Annotated in this window: 19 protein-coding genes and 1 riboswitch; of the genes, 17 read left to right on the top strand and 2 right to left on the bottom strand. The window is 42.0% G+C overall.

The genetic code is table 11. From position 1 onward, the window contains the following. The first annotated feature begins 153 nt into the window (after positions 1–153). The 9 genes from B5771_RS02890 to cydC all read left to right on the top strand — a co-directional run bounded on the left by B5771_RS02890 (position 154) and on the right by cydC (position 15,580). Positions 154–2,169 carry an FAD-dependent oxidoreductase gene (locus B5771_RS02890; protein WP_088186181.1) on the top strand — a complete coding sequence of 672 codons (2,016 nt, stop codon included), beginning with the start codon at positions 154–156 and terminating at the stop codon, positions 2,167–2,169. A gap of 240 nt (positions 2,170–2,409) precedes the next feature. Then, positions 2,410–4,323, top strand: a complete 1,914-nt coding sequence (locus B5771_RS02885) for a DNA gyrase subunit B (RefSeq protein WP_088186179.1) — start codon at positions 2,410–2,412, stop codon at positions 4,321–4,323. Positions 4,324–4,344: 21 nt separating this feature from the next. Further along, complete coding sequence (gene gyrA, locus B5771_RS02880; protein ID WP_088186177.1) at positions 4,345–6,771, top strand: DNA gyrase subunit A; 2,427 nt, start codon at positions 4,345–4,347, stop codon at positions 6,769–6,771. A gap of 126 nt (positions 6,772–6,897) precedes the next feature. Further along, positions 6,898–7,167: a hypothetical protein gene (locus tag B5771_RS02875; RefSeq protein ID WP_088186175.1), complete on the top strand. Its 270-nt coding sequence runs from the start codon at positions 6,898–6,900 to the stop codon at positions 7,165–7,167. A 154-nt stretch (positions 7,168–7,321) separates the two neighbouring features. Continuing rightward, positions 7,322–9,208, top strand: a complete 1,887-nt coding sequence (locus B5771_RS02870; protein WP_242966712.1) for an LTA synthase family protein — start codon at positions 7,322–7,324, stop codon at positions 9,206–9,208. A 403-nt stretch (positions 9,209–9,611) separates the two neighbouring features. Further along, positions 9,612–10,997: a cytochrome ubiquinol oxidase subunit I gene (locus B5771_RS02865; protein ID WP_088186173.1), complete on the top strand. Its 1,386-nt coding sequence runs from the start codon at positions 9,612–9,614 to the stop codon at positions 10,995–10,997. Next, on the top strand, positions 10,988–11,992 hold the full coding sequence (gene cydB / locus B5771_RS02860) for a cytochrome d ubiquinol oxidase subunit II (protein ID WP_088186171.1): 1,005 nt from the start codon (positions 10,988–10,990) through the stop codon (positions 11,990–11,992). The genes B5771_RS02865 and cydB overlap by 10 nt, the downstream gene beginning before the upstream one ends. Positions 11,993–12,110: 118 nt before the next feature. Next, positions 12,111–13,856 (top strand): thiol reductant ABC exporter subunit CydD, encoded by a 1,746-nt coding sequence (gene cydD, locus B5771_RS02855; RefSeq protein WP_088186169.1) that lies wholly within the window; start codon positions 12,111–12,113, stop codon positions 13,854–13,856. Beyond that, a complete protein-coding gene (gene cydC / locus B5771_RS02850; protein ID WP_088186168.1) occupies positions 13,853–15,580 on the top strand; it encodes a thiol reductant ABC exporter subunit CydC in 1,728 nt (575 codons plus the stop codon). Before cydD ends, cydC begins: the two co-directional genes overlap by 4 nt. Positions 15,581–15,904: 324 nt before the next feature. Here cydC and rmuC read toward each other — a convergent pair whose 3' ends face one another. Beyond that, a complete protein-coding gene (rmuC, locus tag B5771_RS02845) occupies positions 15,905–17,230 on the bottom strand; it encodes a DNA recombination protein RmuC (protein WP_088186166.1) in 1,326 nt (441 codons plus the stop codon). 277 nt (positions 17,231–17,507) lie between these two features. Beyond that, positions 17,508–17,623: riboswitch (TPP riboswitch) on the top strand. Between the two features lie 194 nt (positions 17,624–17,817). On the opposite strand from rmuC, the gene thiD reads away from it, so the two are divergent. The 6 genes from thiD to B5771_RS02815 all read left to right on the top strand — a co-directional run bounded on the left by thiD (position 17,818) and on the right by B5771_RS02815 (position 22,865). Beyond that, positions 17,818–18,621: a bifunctional hydroxymethylpyrimidine kinase/phosphomethylpyrimidine kinase gene (thiD, locus tag B5771_RS02840; RefSeq protein WP_088186164.1), complete on the top strand. Its 804-nt coding sequence runs from the start codon at positions 17,818–17,820 to the stop codon at positions 18,619–18,621. A gap of 187 nt (positions 18,622–18,808) precedes the next feature. Next, the gene (locus B5771_RS02835; protein WP_088186162.1) at positions 18,809–19,546 is read left to right on the top strand and encodes an SDR family oxidoreductase; all 738 of its coding nucleotides are present in this window, start codon (positions 18,809–18,811) and stop codon (positions 19,544–19,546) included. A gap of 918 nt (positions 19,547–20,464) precedes the next feature. After that, positions 20,465–21,178 carry a purine-nucleoside phosphorylase gene (gene deoD / locus B5771_RS02830; RefSeq protein WP_088186160.1) on the top strand — a complete coding sequence of 238 codons (714 nt, stop codon included), beginning with the start codon at positions 20,465–20,467 and terminating at the stop codon, positions 21,176–21,178. A gap of 212 nt (positions 21,179–21,390) precedes the next feature. Beyond that, entirely contained in the window at positions 21,391–22,185 is a 795-nt protein-coding gene (locus B5771_RS02825) for a DUF3786 domain-containing protein (RefSeq protein ID WP_088186158.1), read from the top strand. 71 nt (positions 22,186–22,256) lie between these two features. After that, on the top strand, positions 22,257–22,577 hold the full coding sequence (locus B5771_RS02820) for a heavy metal-binding domain-containing protein (RefSeq protein WP_047810626.1): 321 nt from the start codon (positions 22,257–22,259) through the stop codon (positions 22,575–22,577). A 30-nt stretch (positions 22,578–22,607) separates the two neighbouring features. After that, a complete protein-coding gene (locus B5771_RS02815; protein WP_088186156.1) occupies positions 22,608–22,865 on the top strand; it encodes a hypothetical protein in 258 nt (85 codons plus the stop codon). Positions 22,866–22,953: 88 nt separating this feature from the next. Here B5771_RS02815 and B5771_RS02810 read toward each other — a convergent pair whose 3' ends face one another. Beyond that, positions 22,954–23,163: a hypothetical protein gene (locus tag B5771_RS02810; RefSeq protein WP_047810628.1), complete on the bottom strand. Its 210-nt coding sequence runs from the start codon at positions 23,161–23,163 to the stop codon at positions 22,954–22,956. Positions 23,164–23,500: 337 nt separating this feature from the next. On the opposite strand from B5771_RS02810, the gene B5771_RS02805 reads away from it, so the two are divergent. Both B5771_RS02805 and B5771_RS02800 read left to right on the top strand, forming a co-directional pair. Further along, on the top strand, positions 23,501–24,172 hold the full coding sequence (locus tag B5771_RS02805) for an ABC transporter ATP-binding protein (protein ID WP_088186154.1): 672 nt from the start codon (positions 23,501–23,503) through the stop codon (positions 24,170–24,172). Continuing rightward, positions 24,166–25,260 (top strand): efflux RND transporter periplasmic adaptor subunit, encoded by a 1,095-nt coding sequence (locus tag B5771_RS02800; protein WP_088186152.1) that lies wholly within the window; start codon positions 24,166–24,168, stop codon positions 25,258–25,260. Before B5771_RS02805 ends, B5771_RS02800 begins: the two co-directional genes overlap by 7 nt. The last annotated feature ends 29 nt before the right edge of the window (positions 25,261–25,289 follow it).

Genomic DNA, 25,289 nt, shown 5'->3' with positions numbered 1-25,289 from the left:
GCGATGTTCAGCTTTAGCTGAACAAGTTAACTTAATGTTGTCATTAATGGATACTTCCGTTGATACATAGTTGTGTCAGGTTTATGAACTGATACCGCTTAAGCTGTGGACAAAGATACAGACAATGCAAGAATGAAAAAGGAGGATTATAGGATGTCTCTATTGTTTTCTTCCGCCCAGATAGGAACCCTTCAACTGCGTAATCGTCTGATCATGACTCCGCTGCATTTGGGGTACTGCCCGGAGGGCGAAGTTACGGATCGACTGATCGAGTTCTATCGAACCCGCGCCCGCGGAGGCGTAGGTTTGATTATAGTCGGCGGTTGTGGCATTGACAAAATCGGCAACGCCTTTGGCATGACGCAGCTTGACGAGGATCGTTATATACCGGGACTAATTCGCTTAGTTGAGGCAGTACACTCCGAAGGAGCAAAAATTGTACCTCAGCTCTACCAAGCTGGTCGTTACGCTCACTCTGCCCATACCGGTCAATCTCCCGTAGCTCCTTCAGCGATCCCTTCTCGGCTTACAGGCCAAACGCCTCAGGAATTGACGCAAGAGAAAATATTGGAAGTTATTGCGTCATATGAAAGCGCAGCTAAACGTGCCCAGGCAGCCGGTTTTGATGGGGTTGAAATATTAGCCAGTGCCGGTTACTTAATCTCCCAGTTTCTTTCTCCCTTAACTAATCAACGTAAAGATCGTTACGGGGGAGATCTTCAGGCTCGAATGACGTTTGGTTTAGAAGTCGTTGAAACCGTTCGCAGAGCTGTTGGAGCGGATTATCCAATCATCGTTCGGGTTGCGGGCAATGATTTTATGCCTGGAAGTCATACAAATCTCGAATCGGGAGCTTTTTGTCAGGCTCTTGAAAATGCAGGGGTCAACGCACTCAATGTGACAGGGGGATGGCATGAAACACCCGTACCTCAACTTACCATGAATGTCCCGCCCGGAGCCTTTACTTACTTAGCTGCGGGGATTAAAAAAGTGGTCTCGATTCCCGTCATTGCCTGCAATCGGATCAACACCCCAGAGCTTGCCGAGAAGATTCTCCAAGAAGGTAAAGCGGACTTCATTGGCATGGCCCGGCAGCTCATGGCCGATCCGGATTTCCCCAATAAAGTCATTCAAGGAAATTCGGAAGCCATTCGTCCTTGCATCGCTTGCAATCAAGGATGTCTCGATAATATTTTTCGCTTAAAACCGGTTGCTTGCTTAGTCAATGCTGAAGCCGGACATGAAGCTGAGTTAGGATCAATTCAGCCAATATCGAACCCCCAAAAAATTCTAGTGATTGGGGCCGGGGCTGCCGGACTAGAATATGCTCGAGTTTCAAGTCTTCTTGGGCATAAGGTTACTGTATGGGAAAAAACCAAAAAACCTGGGGGACAATTGACACTAGCTGCTGCTCCTCCGGGGCGAAAAGATTTCCTTTATCTCAGCACCTATTTGCTAGCGGCCTGTCAGCAACAAGGAGTACACCTTGAATTTGGTGTTGCGGCTACGCCGGAAATGATTCTGGAAGCGGTAAAAAAAGTCACGTTTGATCAAGTTGTCATCGCTGCCGGGTCTATTCCCATCAGCCCGCCGCTTCCCAATCAGGGACATCAGAACATTCTTCAAGCATGGGATGTATTGGCTGGCCGTAAAACACCTGGTCAGAACATAATAATTGTTGGCGGCGGTGCAGTTGGGGTGGAAACGGCTTTATATTTGGCAGAACCATCTGCTCTGGATGACGAGAGCCTTCGCTTCCTTATCTTACAGCAAGCTGAATCTGACAAAGAACTATATCGCTTATTAACCCAAGGTAATAAGCAAATTACATTGTTAGAAATGGCCAAGGGAATTGGCAGAGACATCGGCCCAAGTACGCGCTGGTCAATGCTCGCCGATTTGAAACGCTATGGCGTTAAATGTATGGACGAAACGAAAGTTTTAGAAATTACAACAGATGGCGTGCTGGTTGAGCGCGAAGGGGAACAACGTCAAATCTCTTGCGATACTGTGATCTTTGCTGTGGGCTCTATCTCTCAAAATGAACTATACCACGCATTGCTGGGAAAGGTTGAAAAATTGACTTTGATTGGAGATGCGCTAAAACCCCACAAAGTATTAGATGCTATTCATCAGGGCTATCAGGAAGCTCGAGGTCTGAGGCTCTAGAGAATAATTTTGCGTTTATCGCTAATCTCCACATCCAGAAGTGGGGGGCTTACATGGTGATAATGCAGTTCTTTAGAGATTGAGTTGTTCAGATACTTATACTGTCTCTGAGTAAAACTGTAGTTATCAATACAGTGATGCTCAGAGTTTTTTTATTAAAGTAACTGGACAAGGAGGAGAAATAGGTGTTATTGTACATAATGTCAAAAGTAGAGTAAAATCACTACGGAGGTGAACTGTTTGTCAGCAACGCAGTATAATGCAGAATCCATACAAGTTTTAGAGGGCCTGGAGGCTGTACGCCGCCGTCCGGGCATGTATATAGGTTCCACGGGAAGCAAAGGACTACACCATCTTGCTTATGAGATTATTGACAATGCTATTGATGAAGCGGGAGCAGGTTTTTGCGATCGAATTACGGTTACCCTTAATCGGGATGGATCAATTACGATTGAAGACAATGGGCGGGGAATTCCCGTTGATATTCATCCAGGGAAAAAAATCTCCGCAGTTCGCTTAGCTTTTGAAACCTTGCACGCTGGTGGTAAATTTGGCGGAGATACTTATAAAACATCCGGCGGGTTACACGGAGTTGGGGCAAGTGTTGTTAATGCTCTATCGGAGTTTTTAATGGTACAAATTAAACGGGATGGCAAGCAATATCAAGTTGAATATGTTCAAGGCGGGGAATTAAAGTCTGATTTAAAAATTGTTGATAAAAAGGTAAAAGGTACTGGAACAACGGTAACCTTTAAACCCGATCCTTTGATTTTTAAGGAGACAACTGTTTTTAAATACACTACCTTGCGCAGCCGCTTAATGGAGTTATCCTTTTTGAATATGGGATTGACGATCATACTTGCGGATAACAGGGGAGAGGCAAAGACTGAGACCTTTTTACAACAACAAGGGATCGTCGGTTTTGTTGAACATTTAATGAAAGAGGCTGGAGTATCACCTGTCCATAAAAAAACGATCTATTTTACCGGAGAGAAGGACGAGGTCATTGTTGAATGCGCTTTGCAGTATAATGATGGCGAGGATGAATCCTTGCACTCCTATGTTAATAACATCCCAACAGATGAGGGAGGAACCCATGAATCGGGTTTTCGTACTGCTTTAACTAAAGCATTTAACAATTACGGGCGCAGAAATAACCTCTTCAAAAAAGATGAGAGTCTTATCGGGGATGACCTGCGTGATGGTCTAACCTGTATCTTATCTCTTAAAATCAAAGATCCTCAGTTTGAAGGACAAACCAAAACGAAACTTTCCAATCTAGAGATTGAAGGGATAGTTCAATCCTTAACGAACGAGGGCATAAGTCAGTTTCTTGAGCAAAACCCAACCATAGCTAAACAAGTGATTAACCGCACCTTAACAACATGTTTAGCTCGCTTGGCTGCTAAAAAAGCGAAAGAATTAAAAAAGAAGGCCCGAGATGCGGAGGTTAAAGCTCTAAGCGGCAAACTTGCTGCCTGCAGCGGCAAGGATAAAACTCGCAATGAACTATTCTTAGTAGAAGGAGACAGCGCCGGCGGCTCAGCTAAAATGGGGAGGGACCGGCGTTTTCAAGCTATACTTCCTTTGCGAGGCAAAGTTATTAACACCTATCGGGCGAAATTAGATAAGATCCTGGAAAACGAAGAGATTCGAAGTATTATTACGGCAGTAGGTTCGGGAATTGGCAAAGAATTTGATTTGGAGAAAGGTAATTATGCTCGTGTTTGTATCATGACAGATGCTGATATTGACGGAGCTCATATTCGTTGTCTTTTATTAACGTTTTTTTACCGTTATATGAAGCCTCTCATCTTAAACGGTCGAGTATTTATTGCCCAATCGCCTCTTTTTAAAGTGGAAAAAGAACGTGGAAAGATCACCCGCTATGCCTATGATGAAGAAGAATTGAAGAAAGAGCTTAAAGAATTGGGGAAAACGGCCAAGATCTCACGTTACAAAGGGCTTGGTGAAATGAATCCCGAACAACTTTGGGAAACAACCCTGAATCCTGCCAACCGGCGCATGATTCAAGTAACTATAGATGATTCATTGGAGGCGGAACGTAAACTGAGGATTCTTATGAGTGAACAGGTTGAGCCGCGGCGTGATTTTTTAATGGAAAATATTATTTTTACTGATGATGATATGTAACGTGAAAGGGGGAGTATCCCAATGAGTGTAACTGAAGAAACGATTAGTCAACGGCCATTGGAAGAAGTCCTGCCTGAATCGTTTTTAGGCTATTCCAAACATGTAATTTTGCAGAGGGCCGTTCCGGATGTTCGGGACGGACTGAAACCTGTACACCGCCGAATCCTTTACTCTATGGACGAAATCGGCATGTCTCCAGATAAACCCTATAGTAAGTCTGCCCGTCTTGTTGGTGATTGTATGGGGAAATATCACCCTCACGGCGATTCTTCCATCTATGATTCTGCTGTTCGTATGGCCCAGCCCTGGGCAATTCGTTATCCTTTGGTTGACGGTCAAGGGAATTTTGGTTCAATCGATGGCGATAATGCAGCCGCCATGCGTTATACGGAAATGAGGATGACCCCTTTAGCTCAACTAATGACCCAAGATCTTGATAAAAACACCGTACTTTTTAAACCAAATTATGATCAACGACTTAAAGAGCCCGTTGTTCTTCCCAGCCCTTTTCCCAATCTGTTAATTAATGGGGGGTCAGGGATTGCCGTAGGCATGATGTCGAATATTCCTCCCCATAATTTAAGAGAAGTTGTTGCAGGGTTGATCCTGCAAATTGACCGGCCGGACATCACCGTCGAAGAGCTTATGGAAAAAGTGAAAGGCCCCGACTTCCCTACAGGTGGGTTGATCATAGGAGCTGGAGGAATTACCAGCGCTTATAAGACTGGCCGCGGAAAAGTGACCATGCGTGGTAAAACAGTATTAGAGCAAGGTAAGAATGGCAAAAGTTTAATTGTCATCACTGAAATTCCCTTTCAAGTCAATAAAGCAACGTTAGCCTCTAAAATCGAGGCCCATGCGGATTCCGGGAAAATCAACGGGATTAGTGAGGTTCGAGATGAATCGGACCGTGAAGGGATTCGCTTGGTTGTGGAATGCCGTAAAGAAGCAGACCCCCTCGAAATTTTACGCAATCTTTATAAGTACACCCAGATGGAGGAGACGTTTGGTATCATCAATCTTGTTATTACTGCGGATGGAACACCCAAAGTTTTAGGGTTGCGCGAGATTAATGAGGCCTTTATCGAACATCGCAAAATTGTTGTTACGAAGCGAACAGAGTTTGATCTCGAAAAAGCCAAAAAGCAGATTCACCTTCTTGAAGGTTTGATGATTGCGATTAAACATCTTGATGAGGTTATTGAGATTATTCGTACTAGTAAAACACCGGCACTCGCCAAAGCAGCACTTATGACAAGATTCGAGCTCTCGGAAATACAATCACAAGCAATTCTCGACCTGAAGCTCCAGAGCCTCACGAATTATGAACTGGAAGGAATAAAAACTGATTATGAAAATACTCTGCATCTGATATCAGAATTAGAAGGAATCCTGGCCGATGTGTCTAAGGTTTACCAGATTATTAAGCGGGAACTTAAAGAAATCGCCGATAAGTATGGTGATGAACGCCGTACACATATTTTGCCTGAGGAAATGCGAAACGAGTTTGACCTCAGTTCCTTTGAAGAAGCAGAACATCCCATTGAAGTAATGCTGACCCAACAGGGATATATTAAACGAATTCCTTTGCCGGTCAAGAATCTTAAATCGACACCGTTACTATCGTTTAAAGATGGGGACAGTGTCGCCATAAAAGTCCCGGCCACAGATCAAGAAACACTTTATTTCTTCACCCAACTCGGTAATTTTTATAGTATCAAAGCCAAGACGGTAGCGGAAGCTGGGTTTAAAGAGAAAGGCTGCCCGCTGAATAATCTGCTTCAGCTGCAAGCTCAGGAAACCATCGTTTCGATTGTAGCTCTAAAAGATGGGGCAGAGCAGAGCGGTCAGAGTTACTTTGTTTTTATAACGCAAGAAGGACAAGTGATGAGGAGTCCAGTTAAGGACTTTGTTCACGCTCGCGGCTCCGAGGGCATGGGACTCAAAGAAGGAGATCGTTTAATCAAAGTATTTATGGGTTTTGATGAAGGAGAGTTATTCCTTGCCACTTATAATGGACAAGGGATTCGCTATCCCTTGACGGATATCAACCCAATGGGCCGTAAAGCGCGTGGTATTAAAGGTATTACCTTGAACGAAGGGGATCGAGTTGTCGATGCATTATTAGTAGTATCCTCGCCAGATGATTCTTTAGGCGACCTGGTAACTCTCACCGAGCGGGGATTTGTCAAACGGACATCCTTTAATGAATTTAAACCACAGGGAAGAACCGGCAAGGGGATCGGAATTACTAAAATCAACCCGGCTAAGACGGGTTTTCTTGTCGGCATCACTCAAGCTAAAGCGGATGAGGTTTTAGAAATTCTTCAAGTCAACGGTGAGATTACAAAACTGGATCTAAAGAATTTGAAAACTGAGCCTCGGACCAAATACGGAATACAATGGATACCTGTTTTACAGAATAATTTAAGCCTTAGAATGTTTTGAGATAACGCCTAACTATTTACTCCGCCAATGATTTTTGTTTAGCTCGTTAAGAGGAAATTGCATAATGCCTATGACGGTGCACCATACTAAAGAGTAAACAAGAGGTAAAACGGGAGGATTAAAACGATGGAAATTTTCGATGTTACAGTTAATGGTGCGGGATTTGATCCTGAATATAACTTTAACAATTATGCTTTGACTCTCGTCTTCCAAAACAACGGCTCAGAAAAAACGGTTAGAGCAAATTTGCGCTATTATCCTGCAAATCACGAATGGGATCTTAATCCGATTTTTTATGAATATTCTGCTGCTGAAAAAAGAGAGTTAATAGCCCAAATTATTGATAATGAGAATTTCAAAACTGTTTTTGAAGATCGTCCGAATACTTTACACTAGAAATGCAAAATATTTTGTCCCGGGAAGGAGGGCGTGTTAATACACAAACTCCTTCGGAGAAAATAGAGGAATTTTCGGATATTTCTCGAATATTTCAAATGTGCCTAAATATATTGTAAAGGATTGATATATTCTGTCACAACATGAGGAACCATTGATCTACAATCCATTGAATTTGCCGCCATCTCAAACTCGGGGTTTTTTCGAAAAACGACAGAGATTTGGACTCGTGCAGTTCCTGAAAAACAACATTTTACTTTTTTTCATGGTTTTGACAATCTTATTAAAGTTTGTTCTATTTCTAGGCTTAGTTAATAATGATGATTCCTCAAAATTCAGCTTCATGAAGGCATTCTTTAGTTTTAGTTCACCTCCGCCGATCCTTGTCTATATTTCCATGATTTTGATTCCGCTAAGCTTTAGCTTTTTATTCCGAGGGCGGGCACGCTTTTGGTTCCTGCAGTTTTGCAATAGCCTTATAACCCTCTTATTAATCGCTGATTTAATGTACTATCGTGGATTTAATAGTTTTATTTCGCCCTATATCTTTAGTCAGACTACGAATCTTGATAATTTATCAAACAGCATAATTTCTATGCTTCGTCCTATTGATATCTTTATGATCATAGATCTTATAGTATATCTTACCCTTGGCTTTGGTAAAAAAACACTTTATCTCCATAGGACTCGAAGCGGAATTGCCTTTTTACTGACATTGCTGCTGCCCATTTCGTATATCTATTATCAGCATTATCAACTTGATCTACATGGAAACAACAAGACAATGTTGTTTAGAGTATCTTGGTCTCCGAACCAAACGATGTCCAATTTGTCGCCTTTAGGTTATCATGCATTTGATTTATATAATTTTTACAAAAATAAAAATATCCAGCCGATTACCCCACAGCAAACCGCTGAAATCAAGAATTGGTTTAAGGAAAAGCAAGAAAATCTGCCGCCAAATCAATATTTCGGTAGGTTTGCCAATCAGAACCTTATCGTGATTCAAGTAGAGTCGCTTGAGAATTTTGTCATTAAGCAAAAAATTAATGGACAGGAAATTACACCTAACCTAAATAAATTACTAGCAAACAGCTTATATTTCTCTAATTTTTATGAACAAGTGAATAATGGGACGAGCTCCGATGCCGACCTTATGACCAACACTTCCGTTTACCCTATCCGAACAGGGGCTACGTTTTTCCGCTTTCCCAATAATACCTATAATTCTTTGCCCAAAATGTTGGCCAATAAAGGGTATGCAACGGTAGCTATTCATCCCGACAAGGGGTCCTATTGGAATTGGATGCCCGCTCTGAAGTCTATAGGTTTTGAAAAAACTATTGATTCTTCTCATTTTAAGGAAACTGAGAAAATTGGCTTAGAGATCAGCGATGGAAGCTACTTAAAGCAAATTGCACCAATTATCGAAAATGAAAAACAGCCTTTCTACAATTTTATAGTCACCTTGACGAGTCACAATCCGTTTGATCTGCCCGCTCAATATCGAACTCTCAAGTTAAGTGATAACTTAAACAAATCGAAGCTGGGGGGATATTTCCAAAGTGTCCATTATACCGACGAACAGATTGGAAAGTTCCTGAATACTTTGGACCAACGAGGAGTTTTGGACAATTCCGTAGTGGTTATTTATGGTGATCATACCGGTGTTCATAAATATTATGATGATGAAGTTAAGCAAGTACAGCCCCAAGAAAGCTGGTGGCTTGATGACAGCAAACGAATTCCCCTGATTATTTTTCATAAAGGAATGAAGGGGCAAGAGCTAAAAATTACCGGAGGCCAGATTGATACTCTGCCGACAATAGCTTCTTTAATGGGTATTAGTGAAAAAACGTATCAAAACACTGCCTTTGGACGAAATCTCTTAAATACGCATAAGAATTTTGCTGTTTTAGCTAATAAAGAATACGTAGGACAAGCCTCCTCCGAGACTGAGAAAAATCAAGAAATAACAGGAATAGATTTAGCAGATCTTGTTATTGAGAAGAATTACTTTAAAGCACAAGGCTATAAATAATTTGAGAAATAGTTAAAAACTAATATGCCTAAGTCAGTTAGGAATTCCAGGCTGGCTTAGGCATTAGTTATTTATCCAATTGTCAGAAGCTCACTTCTACAAGTGGGAGTGGTTCCATTCCTCGCTGTCAACAATTCTTCGACAATATCTCTGTTGACGAATTTATTTATAATTAGTATAATAACAATAAAGTAAATAATACATATACATAAGCAAACGTACTTCACTCTGATTCAGTTAATCCAGTTTATCCACAAACTAATCAAACTTCAATCAACGGACTTATCTTACAAAATGTCAGTTATCAATGAAGGATAAGAAATGGGGTGGTAAATTGTGTAAAAAAGAACCCTATGTCTAAATAGACGTAGTTTGAGTTAAAAATGAAAGCGGAGGTGCAGTGATGACTCAACTAATAATATCTAGATTACAGTTTGCAGTTACAACATCTTATCATTTCTTATTCGTACCCCTGACCTTAGGGCTTGGAGTTTTAGTTGCTCTGATGGAGACCTGGTACGTAAGAACAGGCAATGAAACCTATAAAAAAATGACTAAGTTTTGGGGTAAATTATTCCTGATCAATTTTGCCATGGGTGTTGTCACGGGCTTGGTTCAGGAGTTTCAATTCGGTATGAACTGGTCTGAGTATTCCCGCTTTGTCGGAGATATTTTCGGGGCACCTTTAGCCGTTGAAGCCTTGTTAGCTTTTTTCTTGGAATCAACCTTTTTAGGTGTATGGGTTTTTGGCTGGGATAGATTGCCCAAAAAGGTACATTTGCTTAGTATCTGGTTGGTAGCTATATCCTCGAATTTGTCAGCACTTTGGATCTTAATTGCCAACTCTTTTATGCAGGAGCCTGTAGGCTATGCTTTGCGTCATGGCCGGGCCGAAATGACAAGTTTCCTGGCTTTAGTGACCAATCCCCATGTGTTCTATCAATTTCCTCATACCGTCTTAAGCGGTTTTGTAACTGCTGCCTTTTTCGTCATGGGAATTAGTGCTTATCATCTAATCAAAAAGAACCATTTGGACGTATTTCGCCGCTCTTTTCATATGGCCATAGTTTTTGGAATAATTAGTACTTTCGGAGTTGCCGGTATTGGGCATTTACAAGGTATGTATCTTGTTAAGGTTCAGCCTATGAAGATGGCTGCTGCGGAAGCACATTGGGAAACTGAAAATCCTGCCGGCTTGCTAGTATTTGCTTCTATTGATGAACAAGGGCATAAAAATACGTCTCAACTTGAAATTCCCGGCATGTTGAGTTTTCTTTCTTATGATAGGTTTACCGGGGAGGTTAAAGGAATTAATGAACTTCAGGCTGCCGATGTGCAGCAATATGGACCGGGAAACTATATTCCGCCCGTAACATCTCTGTTCTGGAGCTTTAGAATTATGCTTGCGGCCGGTATGTGGCTGGTTTTAATGTCTCTTTTAGGATTATATTTCTATAAATCAAAACGCTTAGAGCAAAAGACTTGGTTCTTAAAGCTTTTACTTTTTACAATTCCCATTCCGTATATTGCCAATACCTCGGGTTGGTATATGGCAGAAGTCGGTCGTCAGCCCTGGATTGTTTATGGTCTGCAAAAAGTGGACGCGGCTGTTTCGACTTCCGTACCTGCGGCGTCAATGCTCATAGCCCTAATCGGTTTTGCACTGATCTATTCGATTTTAGCTATTGCCGATGTTTATCTCCTCGTTAAATTTATCAAACAAGGTCCTGAAGAGGCAAGCCCGGAGGCACTGAATCATGAAATGAAGGGGGCGTCGTTATGGACTTAAATAGTTTATGGTTTATCTTAATCGCTGTATTGTTTGTCGGCTTCTTTTTCCTCGAAGGATTTGATTTTGGCGTAGGCATACTCTTGCCTATCCTAGGAAAGAATGATGTGGATCGCCGTCAAATTATTAATACCATCGGTCCCCATTGGGATGGCAATGAAGTCTGGATGATTACGGCAGGGGGAGCTATATTTGCAGCGTTTCCCAATTGGTATGCTACCTTATTCAGCGGTTTTTTTCTTGCTTTGTTTTTAGTCTTAGTGGCCTTGATCATAAGGGGAGTGGCTTTTGAGTTTCGCAGCAGTCATTCAAGCGCCGGCTGGCGTACCTCTTGGGATTGGGCAATCTTCACGGGGAGTATTTTATCGGCAATTCTCTGGGGAGTTGCTGTAGCAAATCTCATTAAGGGAGTACCCATTGATGCGAAGATGCAATATGTCGGAACGTTCTTTGATCTGCTTTCTCCCTATACAATTATCGGCGGTTTAACGACACTTTTTGTATTCGTCTTTCATGGTGCTTTGTTTCTTAGCCTTAAAACTACAGGGAAAATGGCTGAAAAAGCTGCGAAAACAGCCCGAAGTGTTGGCTTATTAGCCATTGTTATTGTCCTAATCATGGCAGGATGCACGTACTTCCAAACAGGACTATTTTCCAGCCTGGGCGCCGGAATCACCTTATTATCCTCAGGTATTACTCTAGTACTTGCCAATGTCTTCTTGCGTTCGCAAAAGGTGAAAGCTGCTTTTGTCCTGAATGGCTTGACAATCCTCTTATTTACTGTGGCAATGTTCTGGGGACTTTTCCCTCACGTTATGATTTCAAGTTTAAATCCGAATTGGAGTTTGACAATCTATAATGCCTCTTCCAGTCCTTATACTTTGAAAATCATGACCATCGTAGCGTTTACCATGGTGCCTATCGTCTTACTTTATCAAGGCTGGACTTATTGGGTCTTCCGTAAACGGGTTACTGAAAAAGACTTGCATTATTAAAAATAAGCCTGAGGGCCTGTTCTCCAAGGATTCCACTTTTACTTCGACTGTGAATGCCTTGGAAAACTAAGCCCTCATTTTTTCGTCTAGTCATGCTAAGGTTTAGGAGATGAATGGCATGTTTGATAAGCGATTAATAAATGAAGGGAGGCAAGTGAAGGGGTACCTTATACTTACCGTTGGTCTGAGTGTCGGAATTTCACTCCTGGCCGTTGCCCAAGCTTGGTATTTTTCTCAGATTGTCGCTAAAGTATTTCTTGCTAAGGCGCCCTTTAAAGCTGTTGACCATGCTCTGGGTTTAATTTTGGCCATTGTCGTCGTTAAGGCTCTCTTTCAATGGTCAAGCGAAGTATGTGCCCATGAAGCAGCCTTGCGTGTTAAAAGCGATTTGCGGCAGCGATTGCTGCAAAAGATATTTGCTTTAGGTCCTTTTTATGTTCGGGGAGAAAAGAGCGGCGAAGTCATCTCAACTATTGTTGGCGGAACAGATGCTCTTGAAGATTATTTTGCCAAATATTTGCCTCAGCTTCTGATAGCGGTCGGTATCCCGCTGATCATCTTAGCCTTTGTTTTTCCCTTGGATTGGAAATCTGGGAGCATTCTTCTTTTAACAGGACCTCTGATTCCCATCTTTATGGTGATGATTGGCAAATTAGCTGAGAAAAAGTCGTTACAGCAGTGGCAGCGTTTGAGTTGGATGAGCGGACATTTTCTGGATATCTTGCGCGGAATCACTACTTTAAAACTATTTGGACGGGCTAAAGATCAGATTAGAGTTATTGCCAGGGTCAGTGAATCCTTTCGAGAGTCGACACTGAGTGTGCTGCGAATTGCCTTTTTATCGGCTCTGGTTCTTGAATTTTTGGCGACAATGAGTACTGCACTTGTTGCCGTCGCTATTGGCTTAAGACTTGTTTACGGTACACTTTCTTTCTCTTCCGGGTTGTTCCTTTTATTGCTGGCCCCTGAATTTTATACTCCTTTAAGAACACTTGGCTTAAATTTTCATGCTGGACTATCTGGAGTAAATGCTGCTGACAGAATTTTTGAGATTTTAAACGTTCCTCAGCCAAATCTTAGCATCGAGCCTAATTCCGATACCCGCCATTCAAGGATTTTGGCAGACGATTATCAAATTAAGTTTGACCATGTTACCTTAACTTACGAGCAGGAGGATACTCCGGCATTACAAGATATCACTGTATTTTTGAATTGCCGGGAAACTATTGCCCTTGTCGGCCCCAGCGGGGCAGGGAAGACCTCTTTGGTTCAACTTGTAATGGGCTTTATTCAGCCTTCAGAAGGTCAAATTTCTGTCAACGGAGAGTTGCTTCAGGCCATCTCACCCAATATATGGCGAGAACAGATTGGCTATGTTTCTCAAAATCCCTATCTCTTTGCCGGCAGCATTTTAGAGAATATTACTCTCGGAAAACCCGAAGCGACTATGAATGAGATCATCAAGGCGGCGGAGAGCGCCAATGCTCACAATTTTATAATGACATTTCCCCGCGGGTACCACACAATCCTGGGTGAGGGTGGGTATCGTTTAAGTGGAGGTCAAGCTCAAAGAATTGCCATGGCGAGGATTTTTTTAAAAAATCCTCCGCTGCTTATCTTCGATGAACCGACGTCTTCTTTAGACCTCGTGAGTGAAAAGGCTGTTCAGGAAGCTCTCTGGAATTTAGCTCAAGGGAAGACCACCATTATCATCGCTCATCGGCTTAATACCATTCGGCAGGCAAATCGAATTCTTGTCTTGGATCAAGGCCGCATCGTTGAAGAGGGAAACCATGATGGTTTAATGATCAAACGAGGGCTGTATTATCAGCTTGTTCAGAAAGCAAGAGGGCTCTCATTATGAAAAGACTAATCTGGTTAGTTCGTTTGCTGATTCCTTATTGGCCAAGAATACTGTTAGCCCTGGTCTTAAGCGTGTTTACTGTTACCAGTCATATTGGTTTAATGGCTGCGTCCGCTTATCTTTTGGCTCGAGCTGCTCTGCATCCTCCCATTCTGGATTTGATGGTAACCATCGTAGGAGTGCGCTTTTTCGGGCTATCGCGCGCTGTCTTCCGTTATCTGGAGCGTTATTTGTCCCATGATGTGACGTTTCGTGTTTTAAGCCGAATTCGGGTAACGTTTTATGAACAAATAGAGCCCCTTGCTCCGGCTCGTTTAAGCAACTACCGCAGTGCTGATCTTTTAAGCCGAATTGTTGGGGACGTGGAGACACAGCAGAATTTTTATCTTCGAGTTTTTGCTCCGCCTCTGGTAGCTTTCCTGGTTTTGCTTGGATATGGAGTTTTTTTAGCGAGGTTCGATATTCGTTTTTCCTATATTCTTGCTGCCGGTTTCTTAATGGCAGGTCTATTACTGCCTTGGTTAATTAAGATACTGGGGAGGGGTATCTCAACTCGGATTATCTCCCTTAAAGCAGAATTAAATACCCAAGTTGCTGACGGCCTGTTGGGAATGACCGAACTGTTATCTTATAATCAGGTCAGTAAACACTTGCACAAAATTGAACGGACAAGTAACAAGATAATCGAGCATGAGCGTAAACTCGTGAAGCTTTCAGCACTTTCCTCATCACTGATGGGATTGATTGCCAATCTTGGCATGCTGTCTGTCCTTGTCTGGGGAATTCTGCTTGTGGAAGCAGGGAGGTTAAAGGGAGTTGACTTAGGAATGTTGGCTCTTGGAACGTTAAGCAGCTTCGAAGCAATTTTCCCCCTAGCCATGCTCCCTAACTATTGTGAAGAAAACCTTGCGGCGGCTGATCGTTTGTTAGAGCTAATAGAGAACAAACACGAGCTAAATGACAAGGGCGATCTTCTTCCCCCAGGAAATAATTTGGATTTACGTTTCCAAGATGTGAGTTTTCGTTATAACCAAGATGAACCTTGGGTTCTAAAAGATCTGTCTTTGGTCATTTCAGAGGGAAGCAAAACGGCAATCGTTGGACCGAGCGGAGTGGGCAAAACCAGTATCATTAACCTTGTCTTAAGATTTTGGGAACCTGAGAAGGGCAAAATATTCTTGGCTGAACATTCGTTGCCGGAATATGATTTAGAACGACTGAGGGACTTATTCGCAGTCGTTTCTCAACAGACCTATCTTTTTAATGCAACGATTAAGGAAAATCTTCTTCTGGCCAAACCATCGGCCACAGATCAGGAACTGATTGAGGTTGCTCAACAGGCCCAGCTCCACGAGTTCATCCTGTCCTTACCCCAAGGCTATGATAGTTATGTCGGTGAAGGAGGTTTAAAACTTTCCGGCGGGCAGAGGCAGCGTTTAGCTATTGCCCGTGTCTTACTAAAGAATGCACCGCTCATAATTCTAGACGAAGCATTTGCAAGCCTTGATTCGCTTACTGAAAGCGAGGTGCAAAGGGAAGTCTTTCATCTTCTGGAGGAGCGAACAATAATATTGATAACTCACAACATCTTAGGTCTAGAGAGCATGGACGAGATTATGCTGCTCGGCAACGGAAGAGTAATTGAACAGGGGACGCATACAGAGCTCCTTCAATTCGAGGGGGAATATAATGAGTTATGGAATCGAGCAAGATTTATTAGTTAGGGTTAAACAAAACCCTGCCATAAATAGTGGTTGGAATCCTCTACTGACATGCAGGGTTATACTCCCACTTCAATAAGTGGGAGTGGTCCCTGTTCTCTGCTTCGGTGGGGGTAGAGTCCATCCTTCAGCGTGATAGGCATTTGTTAAGTGATAGGCGCTTTCAGCGAAACTATCCCCAGGACACTTTCGTCGCCGAAGCACCGAAGTTCAGCTTTATCTGAACGAGTTCACTATGCAACGGCTCCCTAAAGATTGGATAAAATTATCCATAGAGATTAAAGAAGCTGTCAATTCTTAAAAAGAAACCGACAGCATTAAATCTAATTAATCTTCTACAATATCATTCTGATCTAATAAAAGGTTTGTTTCATTTACTGGCAACGATTGAACAGTTTTTAGCTTTCGTACAATCGTGCGTGATTTTTTCGTTGCCGAATCAATAGTATTACTTGCTTCTTGAAGCTTTTTCTGGGTTTTCTCAAGGATCTCCACAAATTTTCCAAATTCCGTTTTGACAGCACCCAAGAGGTTCCAAACCTCACTCGATCGTTTTTCAATGGCTAAGGTTCTGAAGCCCATCTGTAGACTGTTAAGAAGTGCAGCGAGGGTCGTTGGACCGGTGATGATCACCTTATATTCGCGCTGCAGGAATTCACATAAACCTGGGCGCCGCAAAACTTCGGCATATAAGCCTTCAATAGGCAGAAACATGATGCCGAAATCCGTTGTGTGGGGTGGATCGATATATTTATCATGAATACTTTTACCTTCTGACTTAAGGCGATTCTCCAGAGATTTAGCCAACTCTTCAACCCGCGGGACATTTACCTGTTCTTGTGCTTCCAGCAATCGTTCATAATCCTCCAAGGGAAATTTGGCATCAATGGGTAACCAAAGGATACTATCCTGATCATCCCGTGACGGTAATTTCAGGGCAAATTCAACGCGGTCATTACTTCCGAGCTTTGTCGGGACATTGGTTGCATATTGTTCGGGAGTAAGGATTTGTTCAAGTAAATTCCCCAGTTGAATCTCACCCATAATGCCTCTCGTTTTTACATTGGTTAAGACTTTCTTTAAATCTCCAACACCGGAGGCTAACGTCTGCATTTCCCCGAGCCCTTTATAGACAGCTTCAAGCCGCTCACTGACTAATTTAAAGGATTCTCCCAGTCGCTGTTCAAGGGTAGCGCTGAGTTTCTCATCGACGGTGGCGCGCATCTGGTCTAATTTATGGGCGTTATCCTGTTGAATCTGTGTAAGCCGTTCTTCGACAGTATGACGCAGTCGTTCCAATTTTAAATCAGTGGTTTTAGTTAGCGAGCCTAACTGATCTGAAAAAATATCCAACTGATTGTGCTGGAGGGAAGCAATCTCCGCCATACGCGTCAAAACTGAATCGTTGAAGGAATGAAGCGTTTGGCTTAGCTCTTCCCGCACCTGACGTGCGTTGAGCATTGATTCTTCGCGATTTTTAGAGATTTCACCATGAACTAAGCGCTCGCTGTGTTCAAGGCCCTTCTCCAATACCTCAAATTTTCCCTGGAAATGGTTCATTGAATTTTGAGAAGAGCGAAAGAGTAAGAGAATAAGTAAGAGTAACGAAATACTTGCCAGAACTATTAAAGTCATAAGTAAAGGATCTCCCATTAAAATGCCTCCTAAGTTTAAATCTATAATTACAATAACACACTTAAAAGACATTTCGTTGTTTATCTCGTATATTTGTGATTTCAACACCTTCGCATTCCAGGTTTCGTCCATTCACTTACGCGGTTGTTCCGCTAAACCTCTGGGCAATACTTCAGGTCTACCGCCGGTCATGGACGATCAAGTGTCTCTGTAGCTTTCAAATAAATCGAAAATCATGGTTTGACCGAGCTCAAAGAGTTGACTTTCGATTTCGAGCGTGTTAAGTTTTAAAAAACATATAGAGCGGGGGAGCTGGAAAGAGGCCGGCTGAGATTTAGACCCTGGAAAGTCTAGGACCCTATAAACCTGATCTGGATAATGCCAGCGTAGGTAAGCAGTTACTCTTTCGGTTTAAATAATTAAGAGCTTAACTCCTATTCTGGAGATAGGCTCTTTTTATATGAAAGAGTGAACTCGTTCAGCTAAAGCTGAACATCGGGGCTTCGGTGGGGGACTCTACCCCCACCGAAGCGGAGAACGGGGGCCACTCCCACTTGTAGAAGTGGGAGTCTCACGATTAGATGAAAAATCATGGGGGGAGAACAATGAAAAAAGCGCTTACAATTGCCGGCTCAGACAGTAGTGGTGGAGCAGGAATTCAAGCCGATCTCAAAACCTTTTCCGCACATGGCATTTTTGGCATGAGCGTTATTACCGCCGTCACGGCTCAAAACACACAAGGAGTTTTTGCCGTTCAAGATATTTCCAGAGAAGTGATAGCAGCTCAAATTAAGGCGATTTTTGAAGATATTGAGGTCGATGGTCTTAAAATCGGCATGGTTTCTCAAATTCCCACTATTGAGGTCATTGCCGAATCTCTAAAAAACTATTCTCCGCAGAACGTTGTGCTAGATCCAGTCATGGTATCAAAAAGCGGTTACCATTTGTTAAATCCAGAAGCCGAGGAGACGCTTATTCGTAAGCTTTTACCCTTAGCGACCGTCGTAACACCTAATATTCCGGAAGCAGAAGTGATGACGAAAATGTCAATTCATAATCTTCCCCAGATGGAAGTGGCTGCTAAAATAATTCGCCAAATGGGAGCTAAGAATGTTCTTCTTAAAGGCGGACACCTGGAGGATGATTCAACAGATATTCTCTATAATGGTCAAGGCTTCGAGTATTATGCTTCAAAACGAATTGCGACAAAGAATACCCATGGAACCGGCTGTACTCTTTCTTCAGCTATAACTTCTAACCTTGCCCTGGGCTATTCTCTTGACGAAGCTGTTTCTCGTGCTAAAGAATACATTACTGCAGCGATTGAACACTCTTTAGAGATTGGCAAAGGTGTTGGACCGACTCATCACTTTTATGAGTTGTATAAGAAAGCGGGAATGATGAACTGAAGGTTAAACATTAGTTCAAGATTTAGACGACAAACCAGGAAAGTGATTTGTTTTATGATTTTTGGAATCCTAAGCTCTGGGTAAGAGACTCCGGTTAAACTTGTACAGTTTTAGAGGGTGCGTTATACTAGAATTCAATATTTAAGATTTCTATAATACAGAACTAAGACGCAGAGGAGGAATTAAAATGTTGCAAGGAAAAATAGCTTTAATTACTGGCGGTGGTACGGGAATCGGGAGAGCAATCGCCCTGATTCTTGCTAAAGCCGGTGTCCAGATTGCCGTTAATTATTCCCGTTCGGAAGATGACGCCTTAAAGACAAAGGCCGAGGTCGAAAGTTTGGGAGTTCGTTGTCTAACTTACCGGGCCGATATCGCAAAGGATGAAGACGTCAGATTAATGATCAGGAAGGTTGTTAACGACTTTGGGAAATTAGACATTCTTGTGAATAATGCCGGTATGACTCACTTTGTAGATCATGCTGATTTAGAAGGTTTAAAAGAAGAATATTGGGACGACATTATGGGAGTAAATGTTAAAGGAACGTTCTTCTGCTCCCGTGCTGCCGCCCCGGAACTTAAGAAAACTCGGGGATGTATCGTCAACATGGCATCCATTGCCGGTCTGACGGGATTAGGCAGCTCTATTGCTTATTCAGCCTCCAAGGCTGCCGTTGTCAGCATTAATAAATCTTTAGCTCGTGTTTTAGCTCCTGAGGTTAGGGTCAATGCTGTAGCTCCGGGAATTGTGCAGACGCGTTGGGTAGCAGGTAAGGATGAACATATCGCCCATCTTGCAGCCGGTACTCCCCTCGGACGGGTGGCTACCCCGGATGATATCGCCGAAGTTGTTTACGCACTTATTGCCCATGCCGGCTTTGTAACTGGGCAAACGATTGTTGTGGACGGCGGAAACTTTATCTAAATCATACAACTCTGGTATAATAAGGTACTTGACAAGAAATAAAATATGATTATAATTAAATTATAGTCAATGAATAAAAAAATTCAGTTTAGTTCTTGTTAGGGCATGCTAGGTAAAGTTTCGATTCTTCGGAGGTTTTCAGCATTGCGGTTTTAATGGGTGCTGAATTCGTTGAATTGATAACTACCTAGTAAGAAGGTAGTTTTTTCTTTTAAGAAAGCTTTCCCGCAAAGTTCCTCCCCCGTAACTCTGTTGTCGTTAGTCCCATAAAATTTCTTTGGTAATCAGTAAGTCATTGATTCTGCTGGGAAATTAGGTCGAGATTTCAGAGGATTGTTTCCGAAACACATTTTATCAGAAGTAGTGGAGGATTTGTCGAGATTAGTTTGCTAACCTAACTTGATTTGGTTTATATTTCTTTTAGTGAGTATGTTGAAAATTAATCCAGAGCCGTTTATCCATTAATTCTGGGGGGGACTTTGCGGGATATATCAGTTAAAAGAAAGGCCACTAATTTGGTGGCCTTTTCTGCGTTTGCACCACGCAGTGGTGCAAACGCAGAGGGTTAAAACCCCTCCAGGGCCTTTACCTAAAACTTACCACGAAGCAAACCAATACAAATCCCTATGAATATTGTATAATAAGGCGGAAGGACATATGTCCTTAAGTCTTTTTCATGTATATCCTCTTTGTCCCTCCGGGACAGCATAATCGGAGGGAACCTTTTTCTTCTTTCCAAGTGCAGTTAGGAACGTACTGCCTATAGTTTCTTAGAGGATAAATGAAGAAAATTTTTGGATTAGATTTTAGAAATAAGCCCGCCTTTTGGTGGGCTTATTTCATTAAAGTGGACAGAACATCATTGAATAGGATAAAATAGGATTGATCAAAATTGTTTAATTTAGGAAGGTGACGTTTATGAGTATACATATTGGCGCTAAAGAAGGCGAGATTGCAAGGACCGTTCTTTTACCCGGCGATCCTTTGAGAGCAAAGTTCATAGCAGAGACCTTTCTTCAGGATGTTGTTTGTTATAATGAAGTAAGAGGCATGTTCGGATTTACAGGTACTTATCAAGGAAAACGAGTTTCTGTTCAAGGAACAGGAATGGGAATGCCTTCAATCTCAATCTATGTCAATGAACTAATTACAGAGTTTAAAGTTCAGAATTTAATTCGCATCGGTACTTGTGGTGCTATGCAGGAGGATATTCATCTTAAGGATGTCATTCTGGCAATGAGTACCTCAACTGATTCCAACATGAACAAACTTAGATTCAACACTATGGATTATGCTCCGACCGCTAATTTTTCCTTACTCATGAAAGCCTATAATAATGCTCAGAAATTGGGGGTCCCTGTTCGTGTCGGCAATATATTAAGCACGGATACCTTTTATGGGGATGAACCTGATGATTGGAAGCAATGGGCTAAGTTTGGAGTTTTGGCAGTGGAAATGGAAGCGGCTGCCCTCTATACTTTAGCTGCCAAATTTAACGTCAGGGCACTTGGGATAATGACTGTCAGCGATAGCTTTATAACGCATGAAATTACAACCTCCGAAGAGCGACAAAAAACCTTCCGCAATATGATTGAAATAGCCTTAGAAACAGCATTAGAATTAGAAGATTAATCATTTGATTTTGCCGAATCGTAAGACTCCCATTTCAAGTGAGAGTGGTTCCTATACCTTGCTTTAAGGGGTAGACCCCCAATGTTCAGCCTTAGCTGAATGAGTCTAAGAGCCAAGATTTTATCACTTAAGGTTCTTAAACAAGTAAAAATATAAAATAACGTCTTAGAAGAACTTATGCAGCGTTTCAAAATAGGGGGGTGGCAAATTACATGTCACTGGATAATCCTTTGGAAGTTTACAAATTCCTCCCTAGATCGAATTGCAGACAATGCGGCCTGGCGACCTGTCTTGCTTTTGCTGCAGCAGTAATCAAGGGAGAAAAACGTCTTACTGGATGTCCTCATTTAGAGAGGACGTTTATAGAGGAATTAGAAGGAAAAATCGTCCGCCAATCGACCCCGGAAGAGCAATTGAAGCAAGTTCTCGTACCTTTGAAAAAAGAAATCGGTAAGATAAACTTTCCTGCATCAGTAGAACGGTTAGGGGCTGCTCTATCCGGAGATAAGCTGATCATTAAATGTTTGGGAAAGGATTTTGACGTTGATTCTGAGGGAATGGTTATCTCGGATTGCCATATTAATGTCTGGGTAATAGTGCCTTTGCTCAACTATGTTATTTATAGTGCCGGGAAAGCCCCTAGCGGAAAATGGGTTCCTTTCAGAGAACTTAGTAAAGAGACTGTTTGGATTGCTTTCTTCGAGCAACGGTTTGAAAAGCCGTTAAAACAGCTAACCGATGACCACCCAGACTTGATTGAAGATATGATTCATATTTTCAGCGGCAAACCTGTTCAGACAAGTTTTGAAGCAGATATTTCTCTTGCCTTGTATCCCTTGCCTAAAGTTCCTTTACTCCTTTGTTACACTAAACCAACAGAGGACATTGAATCAAAATTAAATGTATTTTTCGATGAGACTGCAGAAGCTAATCTCCAGCTTGATTCAATTTATAGGTTGTGTGTTGGTCTTTTGGTGATGTTTCAAAAGATTGCCTTACGCCATTAAAATCTTAAAGAGTGCTAAAATTTAAAGCTCCGGCAATGAGATAAACGATTATGATATGGGAGGGAAGATCTATGATTTTATCGACAACCCCGTCTATTGAAGGACATCGTATTACCTCGTATTTAGGTATTGTAACCGGAGAAGCTATTATGGGTGCCAACATTATGCGTGATATCTTTGCCAGTATTACGGATATTATTGGCGGACGCTCAGGTGCTTATGAGGAGAAACTGCAGGATGCGCGAAGTGTAGCTTTAAAAGAGTTAGAAGATCGGGCAGCACGAATAGGGGCTAATGCGGTCGTCGGAATCGATTTGGATTACGAAGTGATTGGTCAAAATGGCAGTATGCTGATGGTTAGTGCTTCTGGTACTGCCGTACATGTAGAATAGTTCACTACATTGTCTCTAAAAGGAGGATATATGGCAAAATTTTATAAAGCTCTTTGGTATTTGGCGATTTTGGTCTTTGTCATTACAATGGCTGCTTTCACCATGGGAATTCTATTAATGGGTGTTCTTCTGGTCGGAACAATAGGGGTTTTACGTTTTTATTGGAAAAGAAAACATAACCGAAGTTTTAACAAGAATAACAGTCACAATCACTTTGCCTCTGGCGAAATCATTGATATTACACCGAAGTCTTCAGCGGATAATGTCCTATTGAAGTTAAAGCGATAGCGATAGCCATAGCCATAGTCATAGCCATAGTCATAGCAAACAGCCCCCTCGCAATGAGGGGGCTGTTTTTTAATCATCTCAGTAACCATTAACGTGCCCTTCTAAAAGGCATTCGCGGAGCTGATTGAAATCTGCTCCCAAGGTCCTCATAGGAGTTAATCCCTTTTTTAGCTAAGAAGCGTTGCATACCGTAAGGCATCGCTCGATTAGACTGATTTAAGAACTCAGTATTACCTCCCGCATCTGTGCCTCCGAGTTCTCCGCCTTGATTTAACGCTCGATTTCTTCCAAGAAACATTTTGGCACCTCCCTTAATAACCAGTATATGCCAATTGTAGTGTATTTGTTTTGAAATTCCTTTCTCTTCTGAAGATACGGCAATGGCGGAATCAAAAACCGGTCTCCAAGCCCCCATGAGAAGTAGTGTTTATAAACTGTTAAGAAGTTGTTTAGAAAAAATTAAGACCTGAGAATTAAAATGGGCATAGAGTTTTGGGAAGAATTTGAAGTGTTTTAGGCAAATTTTTCGTCCAATTAAATAGTACTGCGAAACGTAAGGTTCTGCTGGGATATAAATGCGTCAAGGTACTGTTAATTTAGAACTGATAAATTTCAGAGTTTTATGAGGTGAAGCAATGGAAGCGGTGATTGAAGTAGAGGATCTGCGGAAGATCTATAAGCTGGGAACGGTTGAGGTAGAGGTATTAAAAAATATTAATGTACAGATTCACAAAAGCGAGTTTGTTTCTATCATGGGTCCATCAGGCTCCGGAAAAAGCACTCTTTTATATCTAATCGGTGGATTGGATAAACCAACATCCGGCTGCATTAAAGTCAATGGCAAAGAGATTTCTCAAATGAAAGATCGGGATGAAAGTGCAATGCGCAGAAAGGATATAGGATTTGTCTTTCAGTTTTATAATCTCATTCCGAATTTAAGTGTGGAAGAAAATGTTTTGCTGCCGATTTTGCTTGACGGGAAAAAAATAAAGAGTTACAGAAGTAAACTTGATGAAATATTAGAGATTGTCGGTCTTGCGGACAGAAAAAAACACACTCCCAGGGAATTATCGGGGGGGCAGCAGCAAAGAGTAGCGATTGCCAGAGCTCTAATCAATGAACCGGAGATTATTTTAGCGGATGAGCCGATAGGTAATTTAGATTCGAAAACAGGGACAGAAGTCATGAAACTGTTGAAGGCCATCAATACGGAAAAAAAGAGAACCATTGTTCAGGTAACTCACTCTAAGGAAGCAGCAGATTACGGCCAAAGGGTCATAAACTTAAAAGATGGGATGGTATGCTAACGGTGAAAAAGTTATTAAAGAGCAGCTTAATTGCAGGGAGTATTGGACTATTACTTTTTAGCCTGTCCGGCTGCGGCAAAAAAGTCGAAAATACTGGTCAGAATGCGGCAAAACCTGTGACTAAGCAAGTTGTTGAAGCTTTTGGCGTCGTAAAATCCAGCGAGGTGAAAACGATTAATCTAGATATTCCCGCGGTTGTAACTAAAGTTAATGTGGCAGAAGGGCAGACAGTAAACAGGGGGGAGACATTAATCAGTTTGGATACGGAGAATTATCAGAATCAGATCAGAAGCAAGCAGCTGGAATTAAGCAATCTGCAGTTGGAATTAGCAGACATAGAGAGAAATTATGAAGCGAAACGGGACGGTCTGGATAATAGCAGCGATCCAAATATTAAGAAATATATTAATGAGAGAAAACACGCGGAAGAATTATATGCCAGTGCCGTAAAGGAACTGACGGCGCGGGAAGAACTCTATAAAGCAGGAGTTTTTTCTCTCGAAGAATTGAATCATTTTAGGGACACAGCAAATGAGAAGAAAAAAGCCGTCGATGATGCTGTTTATTCTGAGGAAAGCAGGAGAAAAGAAATCCAAAACGAGCTGGCCGATCTGATTACGTCCAGAGATGAGAAGAACAGTAAAGCAGTCTCCCTGGAATTTGACATTCAAACGATGCAGAAAAAGCTGAGCAAGAGCTATTTAAAAGACAATGACATCATTGCCGATGCAGACAATGGGGTTGTGGGTGAAATCGGCTGCGCGCAAGGGGACATTATCAGTGCCGATCAGGAAAAAAAAATACTAACTATCCTCAATAAAGACAGCCTTTATGTTGAAGCTGATGTGGCTGAAGAATTTATTAAGGATGTGAAAATAGGAGCAGAGGTTGCGATAAACCCTCAAGCAGACAAATCCCGGACATATAAAGGAAAAGTTGTGACTATCGCCGAGAAAGCAGTTCAAAAGGACAATGAAACCATTATTCCTGTACGCATAGCAATTGGAAAAAAGGATAGTTTTTTGCTCCCGGAATTTAACGTCGATGTTACGATCAGTGCAGAAAATAAGAAACAGGATCAGAAGTGAACGAAGGACCCACCCCCACTTATAGAAGT

The sequence above is a fragment of the Desulfosporosinus sp. FKA genome (genome assembly GCF_002196785.1).
GTDB lineage: Bacteria > Bacillota > Desulfitobacteriia > Desulfitobacteriales > Desulfitobacteriaceae > Desulfosporosinus > Desulfosporosinus acididurans.
This window is presented reverse-complemented; position numbering and strand designations above follow the sequence as displayed.

Coding starts and splice junctions, on each gene's coding strand:
- B5771_RS02890 (WP_088186181.1), top strand. CDS start 154: ATGTCTCTATTGTTTTCTTCCGCCCAGATAGGAACCCTTCAACTGCGT.
- gyrA (WP_088186177.1), top strand. CDS start 4,345: ATGAGTGTAACTGAAGAAACGATTAGTCAACGGCCATTGGAAGAAGTC.
- B5771_RS02875 (WP_088186175.1), top strand. CDS start 6,898: ATGGAAATTTTCGATGTTACAGTTAATGGTGCGGGATTTGATCCTGAA.
- B5771_RS02865 (WP_088186173.1), top strand. CDS start 9,612: ATGACTCAACTAATAATATCTAGATTACAGTTTGCAGTTACAACATCT.
- cydB (WP_088186171.1), top strand. CDS start 10,988: ATGGACTTAAATAGTTTATGGTTTATCTTAATCGCTGTATTGTTTGTC.
- cydD (WP_088186169.1), top strand. CDS start 12,111: ATGTTTGATAAGCGATTAATAAATGAAGGGAGGCAAGTGAAGGGGTAC.
- cydC (WP_088186168.1), top strand. CDS start 13,853: ATGAAAAGACTAATCTGGTTAGTTCGTTTGCTGATTCCTTATTGGCCA.
- rmuC (WP_088186166.1), bottom strand. CDS start 17,230: ATGGGAGATCCTTTACTTATGACTTTAATAGTTCTGGCAAGTATTTCG.
- thiD (WP_088186164.1), top strand. CDS start 17,818: ATGAAAAAAGCGCTTACAATTGCCGGCTCAGACAGTAGTGGTGGAGCA.
- B5771_RS02835 (WP_088186162.1), top strand. CDS start 18,809: ATGTTGCAAGGAAAAATAGCTTTAATTACTGGCGGTGGTACGGGAATC.
- deoD (WP_088186160.1), top strand. CDS start 20,465: ATGAGTATACATATTGGCGCTAAAGAAGGCGAGATTGCAAGGACCGTT.
- B5771_RS02825 (WP_088186158.1), top strand. CDS start 21,391: ATGTCACTGGATAATCCTTTGGAAGTTTACAAATTCCTCCCTAGATCG.
- B5771_RS02820 (WP_047810626.1), top strand. CDS start 22,257: ATGATTTTATCGACAACCCCGTCTATTGAAGGACATCGTATTACCTCG.
- B5771_RS02815 (WP_088186156.1), top strand. CDS start 22,608: ATGGCAAAATTTTATAAAGCTCTTTGGTATTTGGCGATTTTGGTCTTT.
- B5771_RS02810 (WP_047810628.1), bottom strand. CDS start 23,163: ATGTTTCTTGGAAGAAATCGAGCGTTAAATCAAGGCGGAGAACTCGGA.
- B5771_RS02805 (WP_088186154.1), top strand. CDS start 23,501: ATGGAAGCGGTGATTGAAGTAGAGGATCTGCGGAAGATCTATAAGCTG.
- B5771_RS02800 (WP_088186152.1), top strand. CDS start 24,166: ATGCTAACGGTGAAAAAGTTATTAAAGAGCAGCTTAATTGCAGGGAGT.